General features: G+C 54.6%; 23 protein-coding genes. 11 read left to right on the forward strand and 12 right to left on the reverse strand.

Annotation, left to right across the window (positions count from 1 at the left end; genetic code table 11):
- Positions 1-42 precede the first annotated feature (42 nt).
- Positions 43-1,119 (reverse strand): alpha/beta fold hydrolase, encoded by a 1,077-nt coding sequence (locus ACSZO4_RS01440; protein ID WP_437887049.1) that lies wholly within the window; start codon positions 1,117-1,119, stop codon positions 43-45.
- 507 nt (positions 1,120-1,626) lie between these two features.
- Between ACSZO4_RS01440 and folD the strand changes: the two genes are divergently transcribed.
- The 4 genes from folD (at position 1,627) to malI (ending at position 5,558) form a co-directional block, all read left to right on the forward strand.
- Positions 1,627-2,493 (forward strand): bifunctional methylenetetrahydrofolate dehydrogenase/methenyltetrahydrofolate cyclohydrolase FolD, encoded by an 867-nt coding sequence (gene folD / locus ACSZO4_RS01445; protein ID WP_437887050.1) that lies wholly within the window; start codon positions 1,627-1,629, stop codon positions 2,491-2,493.
- Between the two features lies 1 nt (position 2,494).
- Positions 2,495-2,707: a ribosome-associated protein YbcJ gene (gene ybcJ / locus ACSZO4_RS01450; protein ID WP_437887051.1), complete on the forward strand. Its 213-nt coding sequence runs from the start codon at positions 2,495-2,497 to the stop codon at positions 2,705-2,707.
- Positions 2,708-2,951: 244 nt separating this feature from the next.
- A complete protein-coding gene (locus ACSZO4_RS01455; RefSeq protein WP_437887052.1) occupies positions 2,952-4,451 on the forward strand; it encodes a PTS transporter subunit EIIC in 1,500 nt (499 codons plus the stop codon).
- Positions 4,452-4,541: 90 nt separating this feature from the next.
- The gene (gene malI, locus ACSZO4_RS01460) at positions 4,542-5,558 is read left to right on the forward strand and encodes a Mal regulon transcriptional regulator MalI (protein ID WP_437887053.1); all 1,017 of its coding nucleotides are present in this window, start codon (positions 4,542-4,544) and stop codon (positions 5,556-5,558) included.
- A gap of 159 nt (positions 5,559-5,717) precedes the next feature.
- On the opposite strand, the gene ACSZO4_RS01465 is transcribed toward malI, so the two are convergent.
- Entirely contained in the window at positions 5,718-6,461 is a 744-nt protein-coding gene (locus tag ACSZO4_RS01465) for an SDR family oxidoreductase (protein ID WP_437887054.1), read from the reverse strand.
- A gap of 256 nt (positions 6,462-6,717) precedes the next feature.
- Between ACSZO4_RS01465 and ACSZO4_RS01470 the strand changes: the two genes are divergently transcribed.
- Complete coding sequence (locus ACSZO4_RS01470) at positions 6,718-7,242, forward strand: metal-dependent hydrolase (RefSeq protein ID WP_437887055.1); 525 nt, start codon at positions 6,718-6,720, stop codon at positions 7,240-7,242.
- A gap of 97 nt (positions 7,243-7,339) precedes the next feature.
- On the opposite strand, the gene ACSZO4_RS01475 is transcribed toward ACSZO4_RS01470, so the two are convergent.
- From ACSZO4_RS01475 to ACSZO4_RS01485, 3 genes are read right to left on the reverse strand one after another with little or no spacing between them, the layout of a single operon-like run.
- Positions 7,340-8,053 (reverse strand): MgtC/SapB family protein, encoded by a 714-nt coding sequence (locus ACSZO4_RS01475; RefSeq protein WP_437887056.1) that lies wholly within the window; start codon positions 8,051-8,053, stop codon positions 7,340-7,342.
- A gap of 34 nt (positions 8,054-8,087) precedes the next feature.
- A complete protein-coding gene (locus ACSZO4_RS01480; protein ID WP_437887057.1) occupies positions 8,088-9,329 on the reverse strand; it encodes an MFS transporter in 1,242 nt (413 codons plus the stop codon).
- A gap of 13 nt (positions 9,330-9,342) precedes the next feature.
- Positions 9,343-10,164 (reverse strand): MBL fold metallo-hydrolase, encoded by an 822-nt coding sequence (locus ACSZO4_RS01485; protein WP_437887058.1) that lies wholly within the window; start codon positions 10,162-10,164, stop codon positions 9,343-9,345.
- A 377-nt stretch (positions 10,165-10,541) separates the two neighbouring features.
- On the opposite strand from ACSZO4_RS01485, the gene ACSZO4_RS01490 reads away from it, so the two are divergent.
- Complete coding sequence (locus ACSZO4_RS01490) at positions 10,542-12,719, forward strand: extracellular solute-binding protein (protein WP_437887059.1); 2,178 nt, start codon at positions 10,542-10,544, stop codon at positions 12,717-12,719.
- 55 nt (positions 12,720-12,774) lie between these two features.
- On the opposite strand, the gene cysS is transcribed toward ACSZO4_RS01490, so the two are convergent.
- Entirely contained in the window at positions 12,775-14,160 is a 1,386-nt protein-coding gene (gene cysS / locus ACSZO4_RS01495) for a cysteine--tRNA ligase (protein ID WP_437887060.1), read from the reverse strand.
- A gap of 174 nt (positions 14,161-14,334) precedes the next feature.
- Between cysS and ppiB the strand changes: the two genes are divergently transcribed.
- Both ppiB and lpxH read left to right on the forward strand, forming a co-directional pair.
- On the forward strand, positions 14,335-14,829 hold the full coding sequence (gene ppiB / locus ACSZO4_RS01500) for a peptidylprolyl isomerase B (RefSeq protein ID WP_437887061.1): 495 nt from the start codon (positions 14,335-14,337) through the stop codon (positions 14,827-14,829).
- Between the two features lie 3 nt (positions 14,830-14,832).
- Positions 14,833-15,555, forward strand: a complete 723-nt coding sequence (gene lpxH, locus ACSZO4_RS01505) for a UDP-2,3-diacylglucosamine diphosphatase (protein ID WP_437887062.1) — start codon at positions 14,833-14,835, stop codon at positions 15,553-15,555.
- On the opposite strand, the gene ACSZO4_RS01510 is transcribed toward lpxH, so the two are convergent.
- The 4 genes from ACSZO4_RS01510 to ACSZO4_RS01525 are packed head-to-tail and all read right to left on the reverse strand — an operon-like array spanning position 15,502 to position 20,323.
- Positions 15,502-17,274: an ABC transporter ATP-binding protein gene (locus tag ACSZO4_RS01510; protein WP_437887063.1), complete on the reverse strand. Its 1,773-nt coding sequence runs from the start codon at positions 17,272-17,274 to the stop codon at positions 15,502-15,504. The two genes, lpxH and ACSZO4_RS01510, sit on opposite strands and share 54 nt — an antisense overlap.
- The gene (locus ACSZO4_RS01515; RefSeq protein WP_437887064.1) at positions 17,261-19,003 is read right to left on the reverse strand and encodes an ABC transporter ATP-binding protein; all 1,743 of its coding nucleotides are present in this window, start codon (positions 19,001-19,003) and stop codon (positions 17,261-17,263) included. The genes ACSZO4_RS01510 and ACSZO4_RS01515 overlap by 14 nt, the downstream gene beginning before the upstream one ends.
- The gene (locus tag ACSZO4_RS01520) at positions 19,000-19,404 is read right to left on the reverse strand and encodes a hypothetical protein (protein ID WP_437887065.1); all 405 of its coding nucleotides are present in this window, start codon (positions 19,402-19,404) and stop codon (positions 19,000-19,002) included. The genes ACSZO4_RS01515 and ACSZO4_RS01520 overlap by 4 nt, the downstream gene beginning before the upstream one ends.
- A gap of 46 nt (positions 19,405-19,450) precedes the next feature.
- Positions 19,451-20,323, reverse strand: a complete 873-nt coding sequence (locus ACSZO4_RS01525) for a helix-turn-helix domain-containing protein (RefSeq protein WP_437887066.1) — start codon at positions 20,321-20,323, stop codon at positions 19,451-19,453.
- 135 nt (positions 20,324-20,458) lie between these two features.
- Between ACSZO4_RS01525 and ACSZO4_RS01530 the strand changes: the two genes are divergently transcribed.
- The 3 genes from ACSZO4_RS01530 to purK all read left to right on the forward strand — a co-directional run bounded on the left by ACSZO4_RS01530 (position 20,459) and on the right by purK (position 24,225).
- Positions 20,459-22,477 (forward strand): TonB-dependent receptor, encoded by a 2,019-nt coding sequence (locus tag ACSZO4_RS01530; RefSeq protein ID WP_437887102.1) that lies wholly within the window; start codon positions 20,459-20,461, stop codon positions 22,475-22,477.
- Positions 22,478-22,651: 174 nt separating this feature from the next.
- Positions 22,652-23,161 carry a 5-(carboxyamino)imidazole ribonucleotide mutase gene (gene purE / locus ACSZO4_RS01535; RefSeq protein ID WP_437887067.1) on the forward strand — a complete coding sequence of 170 codons (510 nt, stop codon included), beginning with the start codon at positions 22,652-22,654 and terminating at the stop codon, positions 23,159-23,161.
- Positions 23,158-24,225: a 5-(carboxyamino)imidazole ribonucleotide synthase gene (purK, locus tag ACSZO4_RS01540; protein ID WP_437887068.1), complete on the forward strand. Its 1,068-nt coding sequence runs from the start codon at positions 23,158-23,160 to the stop codon at positions 24,223-24,225. Before purE ends, purK begins: the two co-directional genes overlap by 4 nt.
- Before the next feature lie 32 nt (positions 24,226-24,257).
- On the opposite strand, the gene ACSZO4_RS01545 is transcribed toward purK, so the two are convergent.
- Both ACSZO4_RS01545 and sfbB read right to left on the reverse strand, forming a co-directional pair.
- Positions 24,258-24,917 carry a methionine ABC transporter permease gene (locus tag ACSZO4_RS01545; protein WP_437887069.1) on the reverse strand — a complete coding sequence of 220 codons (660 nt, stop codon included), beginning with the start codon at positions 24,915-24,917 and terminating at the stop codon, positions 24,258-24,260.
- Positions 24,910-25,926: a virulence-associated ABC transporter ATP-binding protein SfbB gene (gene sfbB / locus ACSZO4_RS01550; protein ID WP_437887070.1), complete on the reverse strand. Its 1,017-nt coding sequence runs from the start codon at positions 25,924-25,926 to the stop codon at positions 24,910-24,912. The genes ACSZO4_RS01545 and sfbB overlap by 8 nt, the downstream gene beginning before the upstream one ends.
- Between the last annotated feature and the right edge of the window lie 27 nt (positions 25,927-25,953).

The raw sequence follows: 25,953 nt of genomic DNA on the forward strand, positions 1-25,953 counted from the left end.
AAACCGGAAGCAGGTTAAGCCACTTCCGGTATGCGATGATGATTACTTATTATGCTGGCTGCCGTCGATACCGGCTAAAAATGACTGTAGCTTTTCTTTATAAAATTTCGCCGACATCATTGTGCCATGACCACTGGTCTGCGCACTTGCCGGGATCAGGAACAATTCTGCCTGCTTAATTTTATTTAATTCACCCGCCAGAATACCGGTTTCGACAGGATTACGTTCGTCATCTGCTGAATTAATGATCAGCACTGGCGCGGTAATACGGTTTAACCCAGGCAGTGCATTGTAATTAGCCGAAGAGCCCCAGATATAAATAAAGTCGTTGGCATCCGCAGTGACCGGTGCAGCCAGGCGTTCATCAACCAGTTTATCGGCCTGGGCACGCGTTGGCGCTTTCTGCTGATATGCCAGCGTGCCGCCGGTGGTTGCAATACTGAACATAATATTGGCGGTCTTCAGTGCCGGAGGTTGCTGCTGATAATTGCCCTGCGCCCAGGCCGGATCGGCTTTGACAGTTTCAATTAACATGCGACGCATCATCCAGTTACGACCCGAAAGCTCATTGGGCTGCGACGCCATCGGCACCAGCGCATCCATCATTGACGGATATTTTTCACCCCACAGCCAGGTCTGCATTCCACCCATCGAATAGCCCATGACTAAACGCAGATGGGAAATGCCCAGCCCTTCTTTTAGCAGCCGGTATTGGGCGGTAACCATATCGTCATAATCGTATTGCGGAAACGTCATCCGCAAACCATCTGAAGGTTTCGAGGATTTTCCGGAACCAATGCTCTCCGGCATAATAATGAAATATTTGCTGCTATCCAGCGCCTGGCCCGGGCCAAATAATTCACCGGCAAATCCATCGGCTAATAACGCTTTAATCGGTTGGTTAGTGCCGTGTAGTAATAAGACAGCGGGTTTACTACGATCGCCAAGGGTGTAGTAGTGAATACGCAGATCTTTCAGTTTTTCACCGCTATTAAAGGTGAATTCTTTGGCGACCCAGTCAGCTTCGGCAGGTGCCGGAATGGCACTCGCGGCATGCACAAAGGGTGATAAAGTTAACAGAATGGCACCCGCCACCGCTGATACTATGCGAATAAGCATAAGAAGAACTCTTTAGTTATGATCCATCATGAGGAGCCCGATATTAATTTCAATCGGCATAAATCCCAATAAACATTAACAACGCTAAAGAAAAAAAATATTATCTGCTTTTTTTTGACTTTGCGCCAGATGATTTTGATTCAGTTTTTATTATGCCAACACTTGCGGTATTTAGCTTTAGTGCTAATGACGGTCTTTGTTGAGTTTTTTTTCATCATTTATTCATGATACTGTCATCAGCTAATTGCAGTGATAATAAACCGCAAAGATCCGGGGGAATAATCAAAGCCGATAAAATAAAATGCCGGTCTGTAAACCCATTAACCATACAAATAACAATGCTAATTTGTTTTAGCCAGCCAAAATGCTCGCAGGACACGCGACTTCCGCCTGACTGATGCCCCTCTTTTCAGTAAGATCTCAAACGGTGACTGACAGCGCCGCCCACTTCTGACAAAATATGCGCATCCCCCTCATCGTTCAGTTACAGATGGAATCTTCTCTCTGATGGCAGCAAAGATTATTGATGGTAAAACGATTGCGCAGCAGGTGCGCTCTGAAGTTGCTGAAAAGGTGCAAGCCCGATTAGCGGCTGGATTACGCGCCCCTGGCCTGGCCGTTGTACTGGTTGGCAGCAACCCGGCTTCGCAAATTTATGTCGGCAGCAAACGTAAAGCCTGTGAAGAAGTTGGCTTCCTCTCCCGCTCTTATGATCTGCCGGAAACCACCACCGAAGCCGAGCTGCTGGAGCTTATCGATAAGCTCAACGCAGATGATGCCATTGATGGCATCCTGGTACAGTTACCGCTGCCGGCGGGCATTGATTATGTGAAGGTGCTGGAGCACATCTCTCCGGACAAAGACGTTGATGGTTTCCACCCTTACAACGTCGGTCGCCTGTGCCAGCGCGCACCGCGCCTGCGCCCGTGCACCCCGCGCGGTATTGTGACCCTGCTTGAGCGTTACAACATCGATACCTACGGTCTGAATGCTGTCGTGATTGGCGCATCCAATATCGTCGGCCGCCCGATGAGCATGGAGCTGCTGTTAGCAGGCTGCACCACCACCGTCACCCACCGCTTTACCAAAAACCTGCGTCAGCACGTTGAAAATGCCGACCTGCTGGTTGTGGCGGTGGGTAAACCGGGCTTTATCCCCGGCGAGTGGATCAAAGAAGGCGCGATCGTGATTGACGTCGGCATCAACCGTCTGGAAAGCGGCAAAGTGGTCGGCGATGTGGCTTATGAAGCCGCCGCAGCCCGCGCGTCTTACATCACCCCGGTGCCGGGCGGCGTAGGCCCGATGACCGTTGCAACGCTGATTCAGAACACCCTGCAGGCATGCGAAGAGTATCACGAAGTGGAGAAAGCATAAGATGGCAACATTTTCATTAGGTAAGCACCCGCACGTCGAACTGTGCGACTTGCTGAAACTCGAAGGCTGGAGCGAAAGCGGCGCGCAAGCCAAAATCGCCATCGACGAAGGTCTGGTGAAGGTGGACGGCAAAGTTGAAACGCGCAAGCGCTGCAAAATCATTGCTGGCCAGACCGTTGTTTTCCTGGGACAAAGCGTTACCGTTACTGCCTGATCCTGGCTGTATGCAGGCCCGTTTGCCGGGTCTGCATCCGATCTTAATCCCCTCTCAGTTCCTGTGGTCGCATACCGATCGTCTTCAAATAATCATAAATTCTTATGTCTGAACTGACGATTTCAGTTGCAGAGATCATTCTCATCTCGCACGATAAGTAGAACGTTCTACTAAAACGTTCTACTCACAATAATAGTGCACTAAAATGTGCGGCGAATAATGGTCAGACTCGGGGGAAATCAGGATGCGACTGTTATCAGGGTTTATAAAATCGTTATCAAAGCTGTCAATGATTGGCCGCGCGCTTATGCTGCCAATTTCTCTGTTGCCGGCGGCAGGTTTGTTGCTGGCGTTCGGTGATAAGTTCCACTTACCGCTGATGATGAACGCCGGTGGCGTCATCTTCGATAATTTACCGCTGCTGTTCGCCATCGGCTCTGCCGTCGGCCTGGCGTCGGAATCGGGTATCGCTGCCCTCTCCGCTGCGGTTTCGGTCTTTATCACTAACATCACCATCGGCACCGTACTGTCCATTACGCCGGAAATGGCCTCCCAGGGCGGTAAATATGCGATGGTGGTGGGTATTCCAACCCTGCAAATGGGGGTCTTTGGCGGCCTTATCTGCGGCATCCTCGCCGCCTGGTGTTATAACCGCTTCCATACCCTACAGCTGCCGGAATTCCTTGGCTTCTTCTCGGGTAAGCGTTTTGTGGCCATCGCCACGGCGTTTATGTCGTTTATTCTCGGCCTGCTGCTGCCCTACGTCTGGCAACATATCCAGGCGGGCATTGATGCGCTTTCGGTGATTGTTAATGGGGATAATCAGGCCGCCTCGACCTTTATCTTTGGCCTGACGGAACGCGCGCTGATCCCGCTCGGCCTGCACCACATCTGGTATCCGTCGTTCTGGTACTCCTTTGGCGATTACACCACTCAGGCCGGCCAGGTTATCCATGGCGACCAGACAATCTGGTTCAAAATGCTGGAAGAAGGCACCAAATCCTTCAGTAGCGACACCTACCAGAATGCCGGTAAGTTTATGCAGGGCGAATTCCCGCTGATGCTGTTCGCTCTGCCTGCGGCCTGCCTTGCGATGTACCACGAAGCGCACACCCGTAACAAAAAAATCGCCGCCGGTATTCTCTTCTCCGCTGCCCTGACCTGTTTCCTGACGGGGATTACTGAACCGGTCGAGTTCACCTTTATCTTCGTTGCCCCGGTGTTATACGTGTTTAACGCGATTATGGCGGGACTGGCTTATATGAGTATGTATCTGATGCATGCTCATATTGCGAAGTCCTTCTCTGCCGGGCTTATCGACTACATCTCCTTTGGGATCCTGCCATCGTTTAATGGCTATCAGACTAACTTCCTCAATGTAGTGATCATTGGCATACCGATGGCGCTGATTTACTACTTCACCTTCCGTTTCGTGATCCGTCGTTTCGATGTGAAAACACCGGGCCGTACCGATGTCTCTGCGGATGCCAGTGATAAGACCGATGACGAACTGGTGACCGAAATCATTGGCCTGCTTGGCGGAGCGAAAAAAATTGATTCCGTCGGCTCCTGTATCACCCGTCTGCGCATCGAAGTGCTGAATGGCGATAACGTGGATAAAGAAGGCCTGAACGGCGTCGGTGCGCGTGGCGTGGTCTTTGTCGGTGATAAAGGCGTGCAGGTTATTTTTGGCGCACGAGCGCAATTTATTGCCCAGTCGATGGCAACAACGCTTGGCAAATAACCTCGTACTGATAAGGTAAATAAGTCTCCTGTATTACTACAGGAGGCTTTACTATTTCAGGCAGATATTCGGTACTTTCAGGGAGCTCGTTTGAAAAAGGTCAGCATCATTGATGTCGCTAAACTGGCGGGCGTTTCCGTCTCAACCGTGTCACTGGTGTTACGCCAGAAAGGGAAGATCTCTGAGGCGACGATTGAGCGAGTCCATTCGGCCATCAATGAACTGGGCTACGTACACAATGTGGCAGCAGCTAATCTTCGGGCAAACACCTCAAACCTGATTGGCCTGATCCTGCGGGATTTTAGCGACAGCTTCTCCATCAAGGTGATGGCAAGCATCGTGCAGGCTCTGGAGCGTAAAGGCTATATGGTTTTCCTCGGCCAACCGCAGGATGACAACGACCATCTTGAGCGCTGTCTGCTCTCCTTCAAACAGCAAGGCGTTGCCGGGGTCATTTATCTTGCCAGTGACCCAACATCCGCCCGTGTGCCGGAAAAGATAAGCCAGTGCCCACTGCCGCTGGTGGTGGTATCGCAGTCGCTACTTGATGAGCCCTGCAATCTGGTCATGCGTGATAATCGCCAGGCTGCCAGCCTTGCAACCCGCTATCTGATTGAGCGCGGGCATCGTGCTATCGCCTACGTTGGCGGCATGGAGAACGACCGGGTACGTCACCAGCGTTTGCTGGGGATGCACAGCGCGCTGAAACAGCACGGGATGGCGCTGCGTGATGAGTTCACCCCGCCCTGTTTTGAAAGTACCGATTCAGTGAGCCTGGCGACCCGCCATTTGCTGGAAAAAAATAACACCATTACCGCGCTGCTTTGCCACTCGCCGAATTCCATTATTGGCTCGATCAGCGGTATTCATCAGGTTGGACGCACCATAGGTAAGGACGTGTTCCTGACCCAGCAGGTGGCGCTAATTGGCTTTGAAGATATGCTGCATGTGAACCTCACCTCCCCCTCTTTCACCTATGTTTCCTCGGCCAGCGAAGAGACCGGGCGGCAGGCGGCAGAGTTGATGATGCGCAAATTAAAAGAGCCGGAATTACAGACCCAGCGCATCACCCTTTCCGGACAGCTGATTACCCAGGAATCAGCCTGATTCACACCGCTGTCATCCTCTTTACTTTCGTACATACGCAAAATCATTCGCGTTGCATTGCGGCGGCAAGGCTGAGAGTCCCCGGGAGCTTACATCAGTAAGTGACCGGGGTGAGCAGACGTAGCCAACAAAGAGGCAGCGTGAAGGATAAAGCGTATGTTATCCGCGGCCGACGAACGGCATAGCATTTGCCATAATCGTCATCTCCAGCACATTGGTGGTGACCGGCATGGTGGTTATCATGGCGATCGCCGCCGCCACATCCGCAACATCCATCATCTCTTCAGGAGCGATGGTGCCATCGGCCTGATACACCCCTTTGCGCATCCTTCCGGACATTTCGGTTTCAGCGTTACCGATATTAATCTGCCCGCAGGCAATATTAAATTTACGGCAGTCGAGTGAGATAGATTTCGTCAGGCCGGTAATGGCATGTTTTGACGCGGTATAAGGCGCGGTATACAGACGCGGCGTGATAGCCGAAATAGAGGCGTTGTTAATAATCCGCCCACCCATCGGCTGCTGGGCTTTCATTATTTTGATGGCTGCCTGCGCGCACAGGAAACTGGCGTGCACGTTAACGTTAAACACGCGCAGCCACTCTTCATATGGGATCTCTTCGATGGATTTTGCCGGGCTGTTATTGCCTGCGTTATTGAACAACACGTCCAGTCTGCCGAAGTCGTTTTTAATCCGGCTGAACAGCGCCTCAACGCCTTCTGGCGAAGACACATCCGCCGAAACGGGCACAAACCTTTCCGGATCAAAGCCTTCGGCACAGGCTTTCAGTTTTTGTTCATTACGGGCGGCCACAATCACGGTATAGCCCATGTCATACATCGCTTTGGCTGCCGCATACCCAATCCCTTTGCTGCCACCCGTTACCAGCGCTACTTTGCTCATGTTATCCCCTGAATAATGTGATGTTTACTGCGACTTTCCTGCAAATTACGCTGTTCTGCTGTGAAGTGCATTTGTCATTACCCCGAATCACCGTCGCCATATTTATGCAGTCACCCAAATATTTACAATTTGTCGGTTTAATTATCGTGCTGCATCACAAAACCGAGTTTTTAATTACCCGGTAAGTTTCAGAAAACACGCACTGAGCAAATCGGGTCCCCTGGGTATACTTTCCTCTTTTGTTCAGGAAAGAACGATGCCGACAATCATTACTCACGCCGCTGTCCCCCTTTGTCTGGGGCTCGGACTCGGAAACAAAGTGATCCCCCGGGGTTTACTGCTGGCGGGTATTGGGCTGGCTATGTTGCCCGATGCCGACGTGCTCTCATTTAAATTGGGTATTGCCTACGGCAATATTTTTGGTCATCGCGGCTTTACCCATTCGCTGCTGTTTGCCTTTGTGGTTCCATTACTGCTGACATGGCTCGGGAGACGATGGTTTAAAGCAAGCGCACTGTGCTGCTGGACGTTTCTGACGCTGTCATTGCTGTCACACAGCCTGCTGGATTCGGTGACCACCGGAGGTAAAGGAGTGGGCTGGCTGTGGCCCTGGTCAGATGAACGCTTTTTCGCCCCCTGGCAGGTGATTAAGGTCGCGCCTTTTGCGCTATCAAAATACAACACGCCTTACGGGCATCAGGTGATAATTTCCGAGCTTCTTTGGGTGTGGGTGCCGGGGATTATTTTTATGGGAGTGATGTGGCACTTACGCCGACGCTGAGATTGCGAATAGTGCGGCCTGATGCCCTCACCCCGGCCCTCTCCCACGGGGAGAGGGAGAAAATCAGGCTGCTCCCGCTTGCGAAAAACGGGCGCGCTTAATGCTCCAGAGCGACCGAACAGACATGGTCAATCGTACGCAGCATGCTATACAGCTCATATAAAGTAGTGCGGTTCTTCACCGTCAGCTTAAAATTCACCTCTATTTTATTTTTCTTGATATCGCGGATGGTCATGGCGTCAATCAGATTTTTGCGCTCATGAAGTCTGTTCATCAGTGACGATAGCCCCTCCTTTTCATCAAGAATTAAGCGGACTTTGACTCTTCCCAGCTGCTGACGCCTTGCCTGCAACAGAGCGATATGTGGACTCAGCTTGATTACCAGCATAAATAATGCCGTCGCCAGTAACGCATGCAGATAGAAACTGGCGCCACAGGCAATCCCCACTCCCGCCGATGCCCAGACTATTGCGGCAGTTGTCAGACCGGAAATCGCATCGTCACGACGATGTAAAATAACCCCGGCGCCTAAAAAACCTACCCCACTAATAATCTGGGCGGCCAGCCGGATAGGATCGCTGCGAATATTGTCAGAAATCCCGGCGTAATATTCTGCAGACTGAATAGATACCACTGTTAATACGCTGCTGGCGACGGCAATAATAACGCAGGTTTTAACACCAACAGGTTTACCTTTGGATTCCCGCTCCAGGCCAATAATACCGCCCAGAACAAACGCAGCGGTTATCTTACAAACCGTTGCCAGATGGAGCGGCCCCATCCCGTTCAGCAGTTGTAATATGATATCCATATCCCCACCTCCTTGTGGGCGTACATTTATTATCTCAGCGCTCAGAACTGACCGGTTCAGGTTCAGTCAATTCTTTCGGTCTGGACAAATCGTCCTTAAAGAAAATGATGAACAGAAGTGAAACGATGGCGGCAATCACTGCCGGAATAATCCAGAAGTTTTCCCATTGCGGCAGTGCCTGCGGCCCCTGCTCCGTCACCGTATTGTTAAAAATCTTCCCGCAAATGGTTGAAGCAAACAGCAAACCAACACCATTGGAAACGATAAAACGCAGACTTTGGGCCTGGGCTCTGATCTCTGGCCGTGCTTTGCGATCAACATAAATGTCGCCGACGGTGAAGAAAAAGTCCCAGCAGAATCCCTGTAGCATCAGCCCAATCAGTACAAACATCATATTGGCGTCAATCGCCGCCTGAGAGAAGAATATCGAGCGGATAACCCAGCACACCGCGCCGATAAGCAACGTAATTTTAAAACCCGCTTTTAACAGGAACCAGGACAACATGAACATAAAGACGACTTCGCAGGCGATGCCTATCTGCATCATGGTGGCGGCATTATCAAAACCCAGCGCCTTGAGGAATACCGGAATATAGGCGGAATAGGCCGTTTTGGGGATCATCAATACAAAGATGCTCAACATCAAAATAGAGAAATTGCGATCCCTGAACAGCGACAACGCGTCAAGGCACAATAAATCGCGCAGCGAAAATGCACGTCCTTTAGCCTTCGGCGGCGTATTCGGTAACGAGAAACAGTACAGCCCCAAAGCCACACCACTGGCGGAGGCGATATACCAGGTCATGGTATCCCCGGAGTATCCCATCTGCCCGATAATGAAACCAATGGCCATAAAACCGAAGGTGCCAAACACGCGAATGACCGGAAAATACTTCACCCCGTTGATATGGCTGAAGCTGATACTGTTAGCCAGCGCAGTGGTAGGATAAAACAGCAGCCCGACGAGAAAGATCATCATCAGCGTCATGGTGCTATTTTGTGCTTCAATAAACTGCGGCACGCAAAGGATTACCCCGGCGTTAATCAGGTGCAGGATCCCCATCACTTTTTGCGACGCAAAGAAACGGTCGGCCACCATGCCGATAAATAACGGAGACAGAATAGTCGCCAGCCCCAGTAAAGCATACGAAGTGCCGATAATCGTCGCCATGCCCCAGGTGCTCAGCACCAGGCCCATGGTCATATTCCATGCGCCCTGCATAAAATATTGCACAAACATCATAATCAGCAGGCGCGGTGTTTTGTTAAAGTCCATAAGCGTTCCCTCCTTATTTGACGTCAACAGTCAGACCGTCCCATGCGACGGTAATGTTTTTATCACGACAGGCAGCTACTAACTCCTCATGCAGTAATTTGCCGCTATGGGAGATATGGGAGACCACAATCTGGCTAGCGGGATGCAGACACGCCATCGAAGCCAGTTTCTGCTGGGCGGCAAACACCGTCTCCAGACTCATATGGTTATCGCTGCGGGCGTTGCCGTTAAATCCGTAAGTACATTCCAGTACCACCAGATCCAGCCGCTTGCCCTGCAACCACTGCCAGGTAAGCTCCGGGAACCAGCCGGAGTCATGACCATAGAAAATTGTTTTCCCTTCCTTTTCAATAACGTATACATAGCAGAGTTCCCAACTGGCGTGGTTAGCCAGCAGCGGCGTTATCCGATAGCCATGGCTCTCGACGGTAACGAAAGGCACCAGGCAGTGAAAAGCAAAACGTTCTTTGCTGTAACCCGGTAGCACGGCGGCGCAGCCGTTGATAGCCCGATCGTTGCCAAAGATCTCCAGTGGATGGTCGATATTAAATCCATAGCCCTCCATCCGACTGAACAACTCGCCAACGTTAAAATGATCCGGATGGGTATGGGTAAACAGCAGATCGGTCAAGCCGGTAGCGTCCAGCCCATCACGCAGCAATTGCTGGCTAAACTCCGGAGCCACATCAATCAGCAAGACGTCATCAACGATCGCGGAAGAGTGAGTACGTAGATCTTTGCCTTTCAGGCTGCGGGCCTGTTGGCAATGCTCACAACGACAAAACGGATTAGGGATACCTTCAGAGGCAGCGGATCCCAGAAAGTGTATCTTCATTTTAAATCCTTTTTATTCAATGAATTATTCATTTCGTCCCTGACTACTCTGCTAAAACGCAACACTGCAAAGCGGTATTGGAACGTGTCAATAATAATGACAAGGTTAAAAATCAGACAACAAGGAAAGCGTTAATTGGTGATCCACTTCATAAAACTTAATTTTAATTGCTATTTTTCAAAAACATAAATAAAACTCCATATAAAAAAACACCGCAAAGAGATTATCCTTAACAGCCAGAAAACTTAATTAAAAGTATATTAAACAACCATTACATAATGGAACGATCCAATAACTAACCCTCCTGAAAAATCAGCATAGCGATACAGCTATCCCGGTGTTAGCATAAAAAAATGTGGGGCGGCGTGATGATAAAAATGGCAACTATCAAGGATATAGCAAAGCTTGCAGGGGTTTCACACGGCACGGTTTCTAACGTTCTGAACGGACGCGGCAACGTCAGTGTGGAAAAAATTGAAGCGGTCAAACATGCCGCCCGGCAGATGGGATATCAGATCAATGCGCAGGCGCAATCGTTACGCGCCAGCAAAAATAGCGGTATCGCGCTGATCCTGCCCGATATCAATTCGGAGCAGTATTACCAGCTCTATCGCGGGCTTCAGCAGTCATTACGTCCATCCCCGGCTGAAAATCTGGATCTCTATATAACGAACGATCATCCCACTGTCGAAGTGGAGATCCTGCGCACGCTGGCGGCCAAATCCTATCAAAGCGTGGTCACCGTCTCCTGCCTTGACGACTGTGAACGTTATTACCAGACACTGCGCATACCTGCGGGGAATATTCTGTTTGTTTACCGCCATCCAGAGCGTGCGCAGGCCACATTCAGCCTCGATTTTATGCAGGCGGCCCAGGAACTGGCGACCGGGATTGCCCGCGACCAGCCAAAGCAGGTTGGCATCCTTTGCGAACCGCTCAGCCACAGCCACAGTCGGATTTTTGTCGAAAACTTTACGAGCGCGCTGGCGAAGCTCAGTCCATCAAGCCAGGTGACGACCATCGCCGCACCGTCCAGCGAATGCCACACCGCGGCTTTTGCCTTTTTTGCAGCCCAGACGCCGCAGGTTCTGGTGGCGCAAGACAGCGAAAAATGCCGTTCTCTGACCCGAGCAGCCTGGCTGGGCAGCACCAGCCCCTGTCCGACAGTCTGGTATCTGAGCGATGACGAACCGGCGATTGTCGCCGGACAACATAGCTATCAGATGGACTATGCCCGCTTAGGTCTGGAAATCGCCCGCTATCTCAAAGCCCCCTCTCCCGACGCGGGTGAAAGGCTGATCGGCAACCGCGGATTCGCGCTTAACAGGCTGGCTGAACCCGGCGCCAAGGCGGCAGGTGATACGCTGAATATGTTAATTCTGCCGAGCCCGACGACGGATGCGCTAAAAAAACTGCTGCCCCATTTTTATCGTCAGACTGGTATCAAGGTTAACCTCGCTATTTACCCCTATGATGAGGTCTTTGAGATCCTCTCCAGCCTGCATCTGCACCCCTATTACGATCTGCTGCGCATCGATATGGCCTGCTTCCCGTGGTTTGCCGAAAAAGCGCTGATCCCCCTGGCAGAGATAGACCCACAGTTACCTCCATTACTGGAAAACTTCCCGTCTGAGATTCATCATCACTTCAGCCTGCTTGGCGATAAATCCTGGGCATTGCCCTTTGATGCCAGTACACAGCTTTTGTTCTACCGTCGCGATCTGTTTGAAGATCCCACCACCAGGCGCATGTTTTATGAGCAAACCGGCAAGGAGCTGAACATACCGCGTAGTTTTGCCGAGTTTGACGCCATTACCGCATTTTTTACCGCGATACATCAGTCAGGTAATCCACGTCGTCCGATGGGATCATCGACCACGCTGGGCAGCTCGGGGCTGATTGCCAGTGAATATTTGCTGCGTTACTACGCGCTGGGTGGGCGACTAATCCATAAAAATAAGCCGGTTCAACTGGAGCCTGAACGCGCTATCGCCGCCCTGATGGAATACCTGCAACAGCTGACCATCACCACGAATCTGAACAGCGAATGGTGGAATGCCTCGGTGGATCAGTTTGAGCAGGGGCAACTGGCGATGCTGATCGTGTATATGAATATGTTCAATGATGTTGCCCACAACCCGCTATCGCCAGTTATAGGCTATGCCCCGGTGCCAGGGAACATTCCGCAAATTGGCGGTGGCTCCTTAGGTATGTCGCGCTTTAGCGAGAAGAAAACGCAGGTTGCGCAATTTTTCCACTGGCTCTATTCAACGGAAATCACCGAACAGCTGGTGCTGCTCGGCGGCAACAGCGCCCATCGCAGCATCTGCCAGAATCAGCGCATTATGCATCTGTATCCGTGGCTGAATATTTTGCGGGATAATCCTGGCAGCGGCATCCGCGAATCCCGTGGCCCTCAGGGACAATTATTCAATCTTCGTCATGCGGAGATAATCATCGGCCAGGGGGTGACAAACGTGGTTAACCGGATGATGACGCCTGAACAGGCGATCGCTTACATCAATCAACGCCTGCTCAGCGAAACGCAGAACTGAGGCGTAAAAAAGCCGGGTGGCGATGGCGACCCGGCTTTTCAGGCAAATGGATAAACTACTTACGACGCCAGGTGGTGCCCTGCGCGCCGTCTTCCAGCACAATGCCCATCTCGTTAAGACGATCGCGCGCTGCATCTGCCGCCGCCCAGTCTTTCGCTTTACGCGCATCCAGACGCTGTTGGATCAGGGCTTCAATTTCCGCCACCTCGCCATCATCCGCCTGCGCGCCGCTTTGCAGGAACAGATCCGGCTCCTGCTCCAGCAGGCCAAGCACGCCGGAGAGTTTACGCAGATGAGAGGCCATCGCGTTCGCCGCCTGCGCATCTTCCGTTTTCAGGCGGTTCACTTCACGCGCCATATCAAACAGCACCGAGTAGGCTTCCGGGGTGTTGAAATCATCGTCCATCGCTTCGATGAAACGCGCTTCAAAAGCCTCGCCGCCTGCGGCAGCCACTGAGCTGTCGGTTCCGCGCAGTGCGGTGTACAGACGCTCCAGCGCGCTGCGCGCCTGCTTAAGGTTCTCTTCGCTGTAGTTCAACTGACTGCGGTAGTGACCGGACATCAGGAAGTAGCGGATCGTCTCGGCATCGTAATACTTGAGCACATCGCGCACGGTGAAGAAGTTGCCCAGCGATTTAGACATTTTCTCACGATCGATCATCACCATCCCGGAGTGCATCCAGTAGTTGACGTACTCGCCGTCGTGCGCGCAGGTGGACTGGGCGATTTCGTTTTCATGGTGCGGGAACATCAGATCCGAGCCGCCGCCGTGAATATCGAAATGGTTGCCAAGCTGTTTGCAGTTCATCGCTGAACACTCAATGTGCCAGCCAGGGCGGCCTTCGCCCCACGGTGACGGCCAGCTAGGCTCACCGGCTTTGGACATCTTCCACAGCACAAAGTCCATCGGGTTACGTTTTACATCAACCACATCAACGCGCGCACCGGCCTGTAGCTGATCCAGATCCTGGCGTGACAGCTGGCCGTAGTTCGGATCCGTCGGCACGGAGAACATCACATCGCCGTTATCGGCAACATAAGCGTGGCCACGGGCGATCAGCTGCTCAGTGATTTCAATGATTTCGTGAATATGGTGGGTCGCGCGCGGTTCCAGATCCGGGCGCAGAATATTCAACGCATCAAAATCGTTGTGCATCTCGGCGATCATCCTGTCCACCAGGGCGACAAAGTTTTCGCCGTTCTCATTGGCACGTTTAATGATTTTGTCGTCGATATCGGTAATATTACGCACGTACTTCAGCTTGTAGCCAATAAAACGCAGGTAACGTGCGACCACATCAAAAGCAACGAAAGTACGGCCATGGCCGATATGACAGAGATCGTAAACCGTAATACCACACACGTACATGCCGACTTCCCCGGCATGGATAGGTTTGAATTCCTCTTTCTGGCGCGTCAGTGTATTAAAGATTTTTAACATCGAAGATTCCATATGGGCGTGTGTGGAACGGAAAAACGCATATATTACCCGTAATTCACTCCCGAAGCAGCACCGATTGCAAGGTGATCCAACCAGCCGGTTATGCTATAACAAGCGACTATCTCTGACCCATAATCGGGTTCGCGCACCACACTATCAGAACAGGATGCAAAAATGGTTACTTTCCACACTAATCACGGCGATATCGTAATCAAAACTTTTGATGACAAAGCGCCTGAAACAGTTAAAAACTTCCTGGACTATTGCAGTGAAGGCTTTTACAACAACACCATTTTCCACCGTGTTATCAATGGTTTTATGATCCAGGGCGGCGGCTTTGAGCCGGGCATGAATCAGAAAGAGACCAAGGACACCATTAAAAACGAAGCCAACAACGGTCTGAAAAACACCCGTGGTACGCTGGCGATGGCCCGTACTCAGGCGCCACACTCCGCAACTGCGCAGTTCTTCATCAACGTGGCAGACAACGACTTCCTTAACTTCTCCGGCGAAAGCATGCAGGGTTGGGGCTACTGCGTATTTGCAGAAGTGGTTGAAGGTATGGACGTGGTAGACAAAATCAAAGCGGTGGCAACTGGCCGCAGCGGCATGCATCAGGACGTGCCGAAAGAAGACGTTGTGATTGAAAGCGTGACCGTTAGCGAGTAATTCGTGGCGACACTCTTTATTGCAGACCTTCATCTGCAAACAGAAGAACCGGCGATCACCGCCGGTTTTCTGCATTTTTTGCACGGCGTCGCCCGTAAGGCGGATGCGCTCTACATTCTGGGCGATCTGTTTGAAGCCTGGATTGGCGACGACGACCCGACGCCGCTGCACCGTGAGATTGCCAGTGCCATTAAAGCCCTGGTGGAGAGCGGCGTCCCCTGCTACTTCATCCACGGCAACCGTGATTTCCTGCTTGGCAAACGCTTTGCCCGTGAAAGCGGCATGCAGTTATTGCCGGAAGAGAAAGTGCTCGAACTCTATGGCCGCAGAGTGCTGATCATGCACGGCGACACCTTATGCACTGACGATGCCGGCTATCTGGCGTTTCGCGCCAAAGTGCACAAACCCTGGCTGCAGAAGCTGTTCCTTGCCCTGCCGCTGTTTATTCGCCAGCGTATTGCCGTGAAAATGCGCGCAGGCAGCAAAGCCGCCAACAGCCATAAATCGCTGACCATTATGGATGTGAACCCGGATGCGGTGGTGAACGTGATGGAAAAACACCAGGTACAGTGTCTGATCCACGGTCATACCCACCGCCCCGACGTTCACGAACTGAGCATAAACCAGACGCCTGCTATTCGCGTGGTGCTCGGCGCCTGGCATACCCAGGGCTCAATGGTGAAGGTCACTGCTGATGACATCGAACTCAGCCATTTTCCCTTCTGAAAACAGGCGGTCCTGTTCCTGGACCTGCCATAACCGATGGTAAAGCCCTTCTTTTTCCAGCAGTTGCTGGTGTGTGCCCCGCTCAACAATCCGCCCGCCGTCCAGCACCAGTATCTGTGACGCATACTCGACGGTACGTAGCCGGTGGGCAATCATCAGCACGGTTTTGTCCCGCGCCAGCCGGGTTAGCGCCTGTTGCACCTGCGCCTGTGAAAGCGGGTCGAGCAGCGCGGTGGCTTCATCCAGCAGAATAACTGACGACGCCTTGAGCATCATCCGCGCAATAGAGAGACGCTGGCGCTCACCGCCAGAAAGCCGCTGCCCACCCTCACCCAGCCGGGTGTGGTAGCCCTCAGGCAACAGATGCACAAACTCGTCGCAACAGGCCTCCCGGCAGGCGGCCATCACCTGCTCATCGCTGGCCTGCGGATTGCCGATGCGCACATTGTCGAGCACCGAGCCATCAAACAGCTGCACCTCCTGCATCACATAGCCAAGACGCTGGTACAGCGCCCGGGCGCCGAGCTTCTCCAGCGGCACGCCGCCAAGGGAAATCGTGCCGCTATCCGGAGACCAGAAGCCCCCCAACAGGTTCAGCAAGGTGCTCTTTCCGCTGCCCGAAGTCCCTACCAGCGCAGTCACGCTGCCCTGCGGCACACGAAAGCTGATATCTTCCACCACCCGACGCTGATCGTAGCCGAAGCTGACATGGTCGAAACGGATCTCATCATCCACCGGCTGCGAACCGTCGCCCTCTTCTGCCTGAGTGGGTTCACCCAGTAATGCTTCCAGTCGGGCGGCTGACTGACTCATGACCCGCAGCAGAGTAAACCAGGCGGCAGCGTCAAGAAGGGGGTTGATAACCTTATAGCCCACCAGCACAAACAGCAGCCAGGTTGCCGGGTCAAGCTGCCCGTCGCGCCATAGCAGCCCGGCGGTGATAAACATCACCACTAATCCCCCTTCGGCCAGCAGGCGAAACAGCAGCACACCGCCGCCGCCCCAGCCTTCGATTCCCATACTGGCCCGGCGGATTTCGCCAAACGTCTCATCCAGCCGCTTTAACATCACCTCCTGGCGGTTAAACAGGCGCAGGGTTCTGATGCCACTGACAAACTCCACCAGCAAACCTGAAGCCAGGGCAAAACGTTGCCCCTGCTCACGCACACCGCGCAGCAGGAAATGGATAGTGACCCACAGCAGCAGCAAACCAGGCAGCAGAGTGGCAAACAGCGCCAGCGTCAACAGCGGATCAACAAAGAGAAGCAGCAACGCAAACAGCAGCGGTGTTGCCAGCCCGAGCACCACTTCCGGCAGCATATGGGAGAAAATATCTTCCACCCGCCGCACCTGGTCGGTCATCAGTGCCGAGGTGCTGCCAATGCGATGCCGGGCAAACCAGCCGAGCGGCAGACGACGCAGGTGCTCTGCCAGCGCCTGGCGGTATTTACCCATCAGCGCATAGCTGCCGAGGAAGCAATCCAGTTGTCCAAAGTGAGAAAAGACCAGTTGCGCCAGCAGGCAGATGCCAAGGGCAGCCCATAGCGCGCCCCAGTGCTGCCATGCGCCGCTTGCCCACTGCACGTCGCTGAGCGCCAGCCAGGCAATAAAGAAAGGCACCACCGCGAACAACTGCGCCAGAGTGCGCAGCACGATGCCCCGCAAAAACTGACGACGCCCGGCAGCGCTGTAGCGCAACAACCCATTAAGCCCCGACATCTGCAGCCTCCATCTTCTCATCCCGAATATGCCAGTATTGTAAGCGGAACTGGCTATGCCAGAGCTCCCGGTACAGCGAGCTGTATTGCAAAAGCTGGGCATGGCCGCCGTCGGCCACCAGCATTCCCTTTTCCATCACCAGGATGCGATCCGCATGCTGCACGGCAAACAAGCGGTGAGCGATACTGATGACCGTCATCTGCGGGCGCGCTGCACGCAATGCCTGATAAAACGCCGCTTCGGTCAGGGCGTCGGCAAAAGCCGTGGCTTCATCGAGGATCAAAATCGGTGTGTCGGCAAGCAGCGCACGGGCAATGGCAATCCGCTGGCGTTCGCCGCCGGAAAGGCTCACACCCCGCTCGCCAACGACAGTCCCCAACCCCTGGGGAAGCGCGGCCACAAACGGACCGGCCTGGGCAATCTCCAGCGCCTGCCATAACTGCTCGTCACTGGCGTTTGGAGCGACCAGCCGCAGGTTTTCCGCCAGCGTCCCGCGAAAGATAAAGACATCCTGGCTGACCATCCCCAGAAGCCTTGCCCTGCGGGCATCCGAGAGATGACTCACCGCCGTGTCGCCCAGCAGGATCTCCCCGCCTGACGGCGGTAACAGCCCGGCAAGCAGCCAGGCAAGGGTTGACTTTCCGGCACCGGATGGCCCCACCAGCGCATAAAAACCCCCGGCCTGAAACGCTACTGACACCCCGCGCAGCACCGGTGCGCCATCGTAAGCAAAATGAAGATTATGGGTAGTGAGTGACAGGCTGGCGGGAACCGGATCGGCGTTGATCGGCGCAGGTACCTGCAATGCGGCGATACGCGCCACGCCTGCCAGCATCTCACGCACCAGAGAGCCCATAAAGGTCACCCGTAGCAATGGCTGGATCAGGCCGCTGCCAAGCAGCAGAACAAGGATCAGCTGGGGAACACTGAGCGTCCCCTGGCTGACACGCCAGATCCCAAGCGGCAGGAGCACAAAAATAGTGGCATTCAGCAGCACCATAAAAATGGACCAGCCCGGCACCGCCTGGCGGGTAAAACGCACCACCAGCGCGCGATACTGCTCCAGGCTGTCATCCAGCAGGCGAAAGGTGCGACTGCTCTGGCAAAAGGCCTTCATCACCGGAATGCCGCGCACATACTCGACAATAGCCGCATTGAGTCGGGCGCTGGCGGCGTTCATCTCCACCACCCGCTCGCCCATCCCACGCATCGCTACCTTCTGGGCGATAATCGCCAGCGGCACCGTCACCAGCGAGGCCAGCGCCATCTGCCAGTCGACCCACAGCAGAAAGCCAGCGGCAACCAGCGGGCTGACCAGCGCGGCAGTAAAGTCCACGCTGTGGTGGGCAATAAAGCCTTCCATACGCTCAACATCGTTAATCACGATATTACGCAGACTGCCGGAGGAGTATGCCGACAGGCGGCTAAGGGGTAGCCGGGTCAGCCCGCGGGCCACCGACATACGCACGTCATATAACACACGAAAGGCCGCCCGGTGGCTGAACCAGCCTGCGGTCGCCAGCAGCAGATATTTGATGAGCAATGCCACCGCCAGCCAGCCGGCAAGTTGCAGCAGATTGTCCGGGTACCGGGCCGCCTGCCAGAGCAGATACCAGGGGATCAGTTCGCTAATGACCGACAGCGCGGCCAGCGCCATCGCACAGGCGACCAGCCCGCGCTGCCCGGCAATCATCGCCAGCAGGCAGCGAAACGGCGTAGAGGGATTCATTGACCATCGCCTCCCGCAAGCAAGGCTTGCGCCACCTGCCCGGCTTCTTCATTGCTGGCGACCACTTTATAAGGATAGGGCGCCGCCCGCGACTGCACATAGCGCAGGGCTTTGCGCCATAAAGAGCGACGTTTGGCTTCATCCGGCTCAACACGCACTGCGCCTTTACACCAGCGCTGCTGCTGCGCGCGGGTGTCAACCGACCATGCCCGCATCAAACGCATAAACTCTTTGGAGTCTTTTGGTTGCTCCACGCCGCAAAAGATCAGCACGAAGGGTTGCTGGCGCGTAAGGATCTCATTAAGCGCGGCGATGTGCTCCCCGGCCACGTCATCCTCCACCCGCTCGGGTATCACGTAGTAGACCAGGGGCCAGTGTGACGAATCAATAACGTTTAGCATCTGCGGTTCCTGTAACTGACTGAAAGAAAGCGCGATGCAGTGACGCTTATTCCGGCGGTCGGCTTTGGGTTTTGCGGTAACTGCCCGGCGTCACCCCAAAGTGCTGGCGAAAGAAACGGCTCAGGTGGCTGGCGTGGCTAAAACCGCTCTGGCTGGCAATGTCCTGTAACGACAGCCCGTCCCCCAGCAACGCTTTGGCATGTTCAAGCCGACGCTGGATGACATAGTTCCAGAGCGTTACGCCGAACATGGCCGGAAATCCGCGTTTCAGCGCCACCAGGCTCAGGCCGCACATCTGGGCAACTTCGCTCATCGAGCGTACATGGGTCGCCTGCTCCCGCACATAATCCCGGGCGTCAATCAGCCGCTTACGGTCCCGACTTTGCAACTCCCGCCCCGACTGGCCTGCGCTGTCTGCAGCCACTTCAAGACCTCGCAACGCCTGCCATAATGCCCCCAACGCCAGGCTTTCAAGACGCAATGTGCCAAGGGCGCTGCTGTCCTGCCAGGCTTCAAGCATCAGGCGCATCTGTTCCTGCAACGGCTCGCTGAGCGCGGCATGAAACACCCGCCCGCCGTCCTCCGGTAAGGGCAGCGCCACTTCATAAAGCGTGGCAATCAGCGCAGGCTCGAAGTCTACAATCAGCAGATCGTAGAAGTGGTTACGCGGAAAAATATCGAACCCATGGCACGACTCAGCGGAACAGGAAATCAGCAACGTATTTTGGCCATAGTGCTGGATTTTCTGCTGGTTAAGCTGGAAGGTTCCTGCACCTTCGCGCATTAACACCAGCGAAAAATGCGCCGGAAACTGGCCACGCACGATTTTGTCATCGCTCAGCGTGCCGCAGATGGAAGTCAGTCGGATCCGCGGCGTCAGCGTTCTGCATCGCATGCCGGGCATTGTACGTTGATTCATCAGCAATCCTTTCGCCACAAAAGTGATAATGATTATTATTCAAACAAATCATGCAATAGCAATCCTTATCGTGCAACTCATTAGCGAAACGGCAAAGATAGACTCCCCCTCAGGTCTAATAAGAGGGAAATAATGATGAAAGCCGGAGTGATTAACCCACTGGTTATCGCCACATTGCTGCTTAATGGCAGTGCGTTCGCCGACGAAAACAGCAAAACCGATGAAGACACGGTCTTCGTTTCAGCCAAGCAGTCGCCAAATTCCGCCTCGGCGCAAAACGTCTCATCCACCCGGGTGAGCGGTAGTGAACTGACCGACGCGCACGTCAGCCGTACCGATCAACTGGGCGATGTCTTACCGGGCCTGAATATTACCCACAGCGGCAGCCTGTTGTTTCCCTCTATTTCGCTACGCGGTATTTCGTCAGCGCAGGATTTCTTCAACCCGGCCGTCAGTATTTACGTTGACGGCGTGCCCCAGCTTTCTACCTTCTCTTCGCAGCTGTTAAGCGGCGATATTGAGAGCGTGGAGATGCTGCGCGGCCCGCAGGGAACCCTGTATGGTAAAAGCGCTCAGGGCGGGGTGATTAACATTGTGACCCGCAAACCGGATGGCGAAACCCGCGCCTCCATTGAGGGCGGTTACGCGACCCGCAACGGCTATCACGGCAGGCTCAATGCCTCCGGCACCCTGGTGGAAGATATGCTCTACGCCAGCGCCTCCGTACAGCGCCAGGTTGAGAATGGCCCCTTCACCAACCCGGCAACGGGCAGCGATGATTTAGGCGGCACCAAAGCCAATAATGGCAACCTCAACCTGCGCTTTGCCCCGTCGGCAAGCCCGTGGGAGGCAAGCGTAATGCTGAATTCAGAGTGCACCCGCGCAAGCCAGGATACTTACCTTGATGGCAACGATCTGCACAATCGTGAGCTGCTGGTCTCAGCGGGGGGTAAAGATCCGAAAATCAACCGTTGCACCCGTAGCCAGACCCTGGCATCGCAATACACCACCGATGCGTGGCTGGTCAGCCTGACCGCAGGGTGGCAACAGCAGCATTATGAGCGCGATTTCCCCTACAGCGCCTACGCGGTACATATGCCGCAGGACTGGAATATGAACGTCCAGGAGCTGCGGGCGGCAACCCGTGGTGATGATAATCCACTGGACGCCGTCTTCGGGTTGTACCGCCAGGATACCCGTGGCACTTACAATCAGCGGATGCAGTACGCCGGTATGACGGTTTCCGATACCCAGGCCTGGAATGATGCCGAAACGCTGGCAGCCTACAGCGATCTGACCTGGCATCTGACGGATAAGCTGGATCTTGGCGGCGGCGTGCGTTTCTCTCATGACAAAGCGAAAACCCGCTACCAGTTCAGCTCGCTGCCGCAAACCTATACCGGCAGCACCAGTGATAGCCAGTGGCTGGGCCAGCTCTCCGCCGGGTATCAGTTCACGCCTGAATTCCGCGTCTGGACCCGCGCAGCGCAGGGCTACAAACCGGCTGGCTACAGCATCGCCCCTTCTGCGGGTACGGCTGAATCTTATGACGCCGAGAAATCAATTAACTACGAGCTCGGCGCGCGCTATGACAATGGCGAAGTGGCGTTGCAGAGTACGCTTTTCCACACCCGCACCAAAGATGTTCAGCTCTACAGCGGCCCTACCGGCATGCAATCGCTGAACAATGCCGGTAAAGCCCGGGCAACCGGCGTTGAACTTGATGCAAGCTGGGCCTTTACGCCTGGCTGGCGTGCGCAGATCAACGGCGGCTACGTGAACTCGACCTTTGACGGAGAAGACAGTCCGTACCCGGATAAACGTCTGCCGTTTGTGCCGCTGTACAACGCAGGTGCCAGCATTAACGGCATCATTGATACCCCAATCGGCGACCTGATGCCGCGCGTGGCCATTAATGTGGTCGGCAAGCACTACTTCGATGGGGATAATGCGGTTGAGCAGGGCACCTATGCCACCACCAATCTGCGTCTTGGCTGGCAGGCAACCCGCAACGTTCAGCTGGCGACCTGGGTGGATAACCTCTTTGATAAACGCTACAGCACCTACGGCATGGTTGGCGCGCCGGGCCAGAACTGGGTACAGATTAACCAGGGACTGACCGCCGGTATTGACGTTAAAATCGATCTCTTCTGACAGGCCAGACCCACAACAGGCGCGGCGCTATATGCCGCGCCCTTCTCCTCTTTTTCGTTGCGGAGGATTGCAGCATTCATCACCACGCAACCGTTTTCCTCGCCGATTTTCCGTGCTATTCTTTGTGCCCTCAAAGCTGTTCGTAGTCACCCTCCACAGGAGTTTTCTTAACGCATGTCTTCCGCTAACCAACCGGCGCGTATCGCCATTGTCATGGGTTCGAAAAGCGATTGGGCGACCATGCAGTTCGCCACCGAAATCCTCGATATCCTGAATGTCCCGCACCATGTTGAAGTCGTCTCCGCACACCGCACTCCCGATAAACTGTTCAGCTTTGCCGAAAGCGCTGAAGAAAACGGTTTTCAGGTGATTATCGCCGGGGCCGGTGGCGCAGCGCATCTGCCGGGCATGATTGCCGCGAAAACTCTGGTGCCGGTGTTGGGTGTGCCAGTACAAAGCGCCGCCTTAAGCGGTGTGGACAGCCTCTACTCTATTGTTCAGATGCCGCGTGGCATTCCGGTGGGCACCCTGGCCATTGGTAAAGCCGGTGCCGCTAATGCGGCCCTGCTGGCAGCGCAAATTCTCGCCCAGCATGACACCGCCCTGCATCAACGGCTGGCGGAGTTCCGCCGCGCCCAGACCGATGAAGTGCTGGAAAACCCGGACCCACGGGGTGGCGCATGAAACAGGTTTGCATCTTAGGTAACGGTCAGTTAGGCCGCATGTTGCGTCAGGCTGGCGAGCCGCTAAGCATCGCTGTCTGGCCGGTCGGTCTGGACGCCGATCCGCAGGCCGTACCTTTTGCCCAGAGTGTTATCACCGCCGAAATCGAACGCTGGCCGGAGACTGCGCTGACCCGTGAGCTGGCGCGCCACCCGGCCTTTGTTAACCGCGATGTGTTTCCGATCATTGCCGATCGCCTGACCCAAAAACAGCTGTTCGACAAACTCAGTCTTGCCACCGCCCCCTGGCAGCTGCTGGCCTCCAAAAGCGAATGGCCGGCGGTATTCAACACGCTCGGCGAACTGGCGATTGTGAAGCGCCGCGTCGGCGGCTACGACGGTCGCGGGCAGTGGCGTTTGCGCGCTGACGAAACCGGGCAGTTACCGGATGACTGCTACGGCGAGTGCATTGTCGAGCAGGGGATTAACTTCTCCGGTGAAGTCTCGCTGGTCGGCGCACGCGCCCATGATGGCAGCACCGTGTTTTATCCGCTGACCCATAACCTGCATCAGGACGGTATTCTGCGCACCAGCGTGGCCTTCCCGAAACCGGACACTGAGCAACAAAAGCAGGCAGAAAGTATGCTGACTGCCATCATGAACGAGCTGAATTATGTCGGCGTGATGGCGATGGAGTGTTTCATCACCCCGGCGGGCCTGCTGATCAACGAACTGGCGCCAAGGGTGCATAACAGCGGTCACTGGACGCAAAACGGCGCCTCCATCAGTCAGTTTGAGCTGCACCTGCGCGCCGTGGTGGATTTGCCGCTACCGCAGCCGGTGGTCAACAGCCCTTCAGTGATGATCAACCTGATTGGCAGTGATTTAAACTACGACTGGCTGAAGCTGCCGCTGGTCAATCTGCACTGGTACGACAAAGAGGTGCGTCCGGGTCGCAAGGTGGGTCACCTGAACCTGAACGATGACGACACCGGTCGTCTGAGCGCCACGCTGGAAGCACTGGTGCCGCTGCTGCCGCCGGAATATGCGAGCGGTATTGTCTGGGCACAGGCAAAGCTGAACTAACAGAACGCCGGGCTAAGCCCGGCGTTTTTATCTCAATGCCTGTCGCGTTTATCGGCGCGCTGCGCCAGCCAGTCACCGAGCATCTGCACCACCTGAACCAGCACAATCAGCGCCACCACGGTGACAACCATCACCTGGGTTTCGTAACGGTAGTAGCCATAGCGGATCGCCAGATCGCCAACACCGCCGCCGCCGACAATCCCGGCCATCGCCGAGTAGCCGATCAGGCTCACCAGCGTAATGGTCAACCCGCGCAGAAGCCCCGCGCTGGCTTCCGGTAACAGTACCGTGCAGATAATACGCATCGGGCTGGCGCCAAAAGCCTCTGCCGCTTCAATAATGCCTTTATCCACTTCACGCAGTGCGCCATCGACCAGACGGGCGTAAAAAGCAATCGCCGCCACGGATAATGGAACCGAGGCCGCAATCGGGCCAATGGTGTTCCCCAGCAAGAACTGGGTTAACGGCAGCAGCAGCACCAGCAGGATCACAAAAGGCACTGAGCGAATAATGTTGACCAGCACCGAGCTGAACAGATAAACCGCGCGGTTTTGCCAGAACAGATGCCTGTCAGTGACGAAGATTAAAAAGCCCAGCGGCAGGCCGCCGAGAATTGCCAGTACCGTTGAAATACTCAGCATCTGGAAGGTTTCGCCAAAGGCGAGGCTGAGATCAGCCACTAAATCATCCACGAATCACCTCCACCTGGGCGGTACGATTACGAATATAGTCCACCGCCTGTGTCACCACCGCCGGATCCTCAGCGGTTAGCTGCACGACCAGAATGCCCAGCGCCCGCTCACCGAGATACTCGATTTTGCCGTGCAGAATATTGACCGCGACGCCAAAGTTAATCGCGGCATCGGAGAGCACGGGTTGCTCAGCAGAATCGCCAATAAACAGGATTTTCAGCAACTGACCAGGCAGGTGTTCACGCAGTCTGTCCGGCAGAGTCAGGTTGAGGGTGCGGGAGACCAGTTGTTGGGTAAACGCATGCTGCGGATGAGCAAAAATATCAAACACCTCGCCACTCTCCACCACTTTCCCCCCGGACATCACGGCCACACGATCGCAGATCGACTTGATCACGTTCATCTCGTGGGTGATCAGCACAATGGTTATCCCCAGTTGGGCATTGATCTGTTTGAGCAATTCCAGAATGGTGGCTGAGGTTTCCAGATCCAGCGCCGACGTGGGTTCATCACACAGCAACACGTCCGGATGATTGGCAATCGCACGGGCGATACCTACGCGCTGTTTCTGCCCGCCGCTCAGCTGCACCGGATAGCGGTTAGCTTTATCAGCCAGCCCCACCAGCTCAAGAATTTCTGCTACCCGGGGAGCTATTTTCTCGCGTTCCCAGCCAGCGGCTTTCAGGCTAAAGGCGACGTTTTGCGCCACCGTACGGGTATGCATCAGGTTGAAGTGCTGAAAAATCATCCCGATACGCTGGCGGGCTTTGCGCAGGGTCGGGCCTTCCATTTGTGAAATGGCCACACCGTTTATTTTCACCACGCCCTCACTCGGACGTTGTAGCGCATTCAATGTCCGCAGCAGGGTGCTTTTTCCGGCGCCGCTGGTGCCGACAATGCCAAAAATCTCTCCCGGCGCAATACGCAGACTGACGTTATCCACCGCTCGCGTGGGCGTTGCCCCACGTACAGCGGGAAAGTCCACGCAGACCTTGTCTATCTCAATCATGTTTTCCTCAAACGGCAAAAGGCAGGC

The sequence above is a fragment of the Phytobacter sp. V91 genome (assembly GCF_965644225.1).
In the GTDB taxonomy this organism is placed as follows: domain Bacteria; phylum Pseudomonadota; class Gammaproteobacteria; order Enterobacterales; family Enterobacteriaceae; genus CBFFRJ01.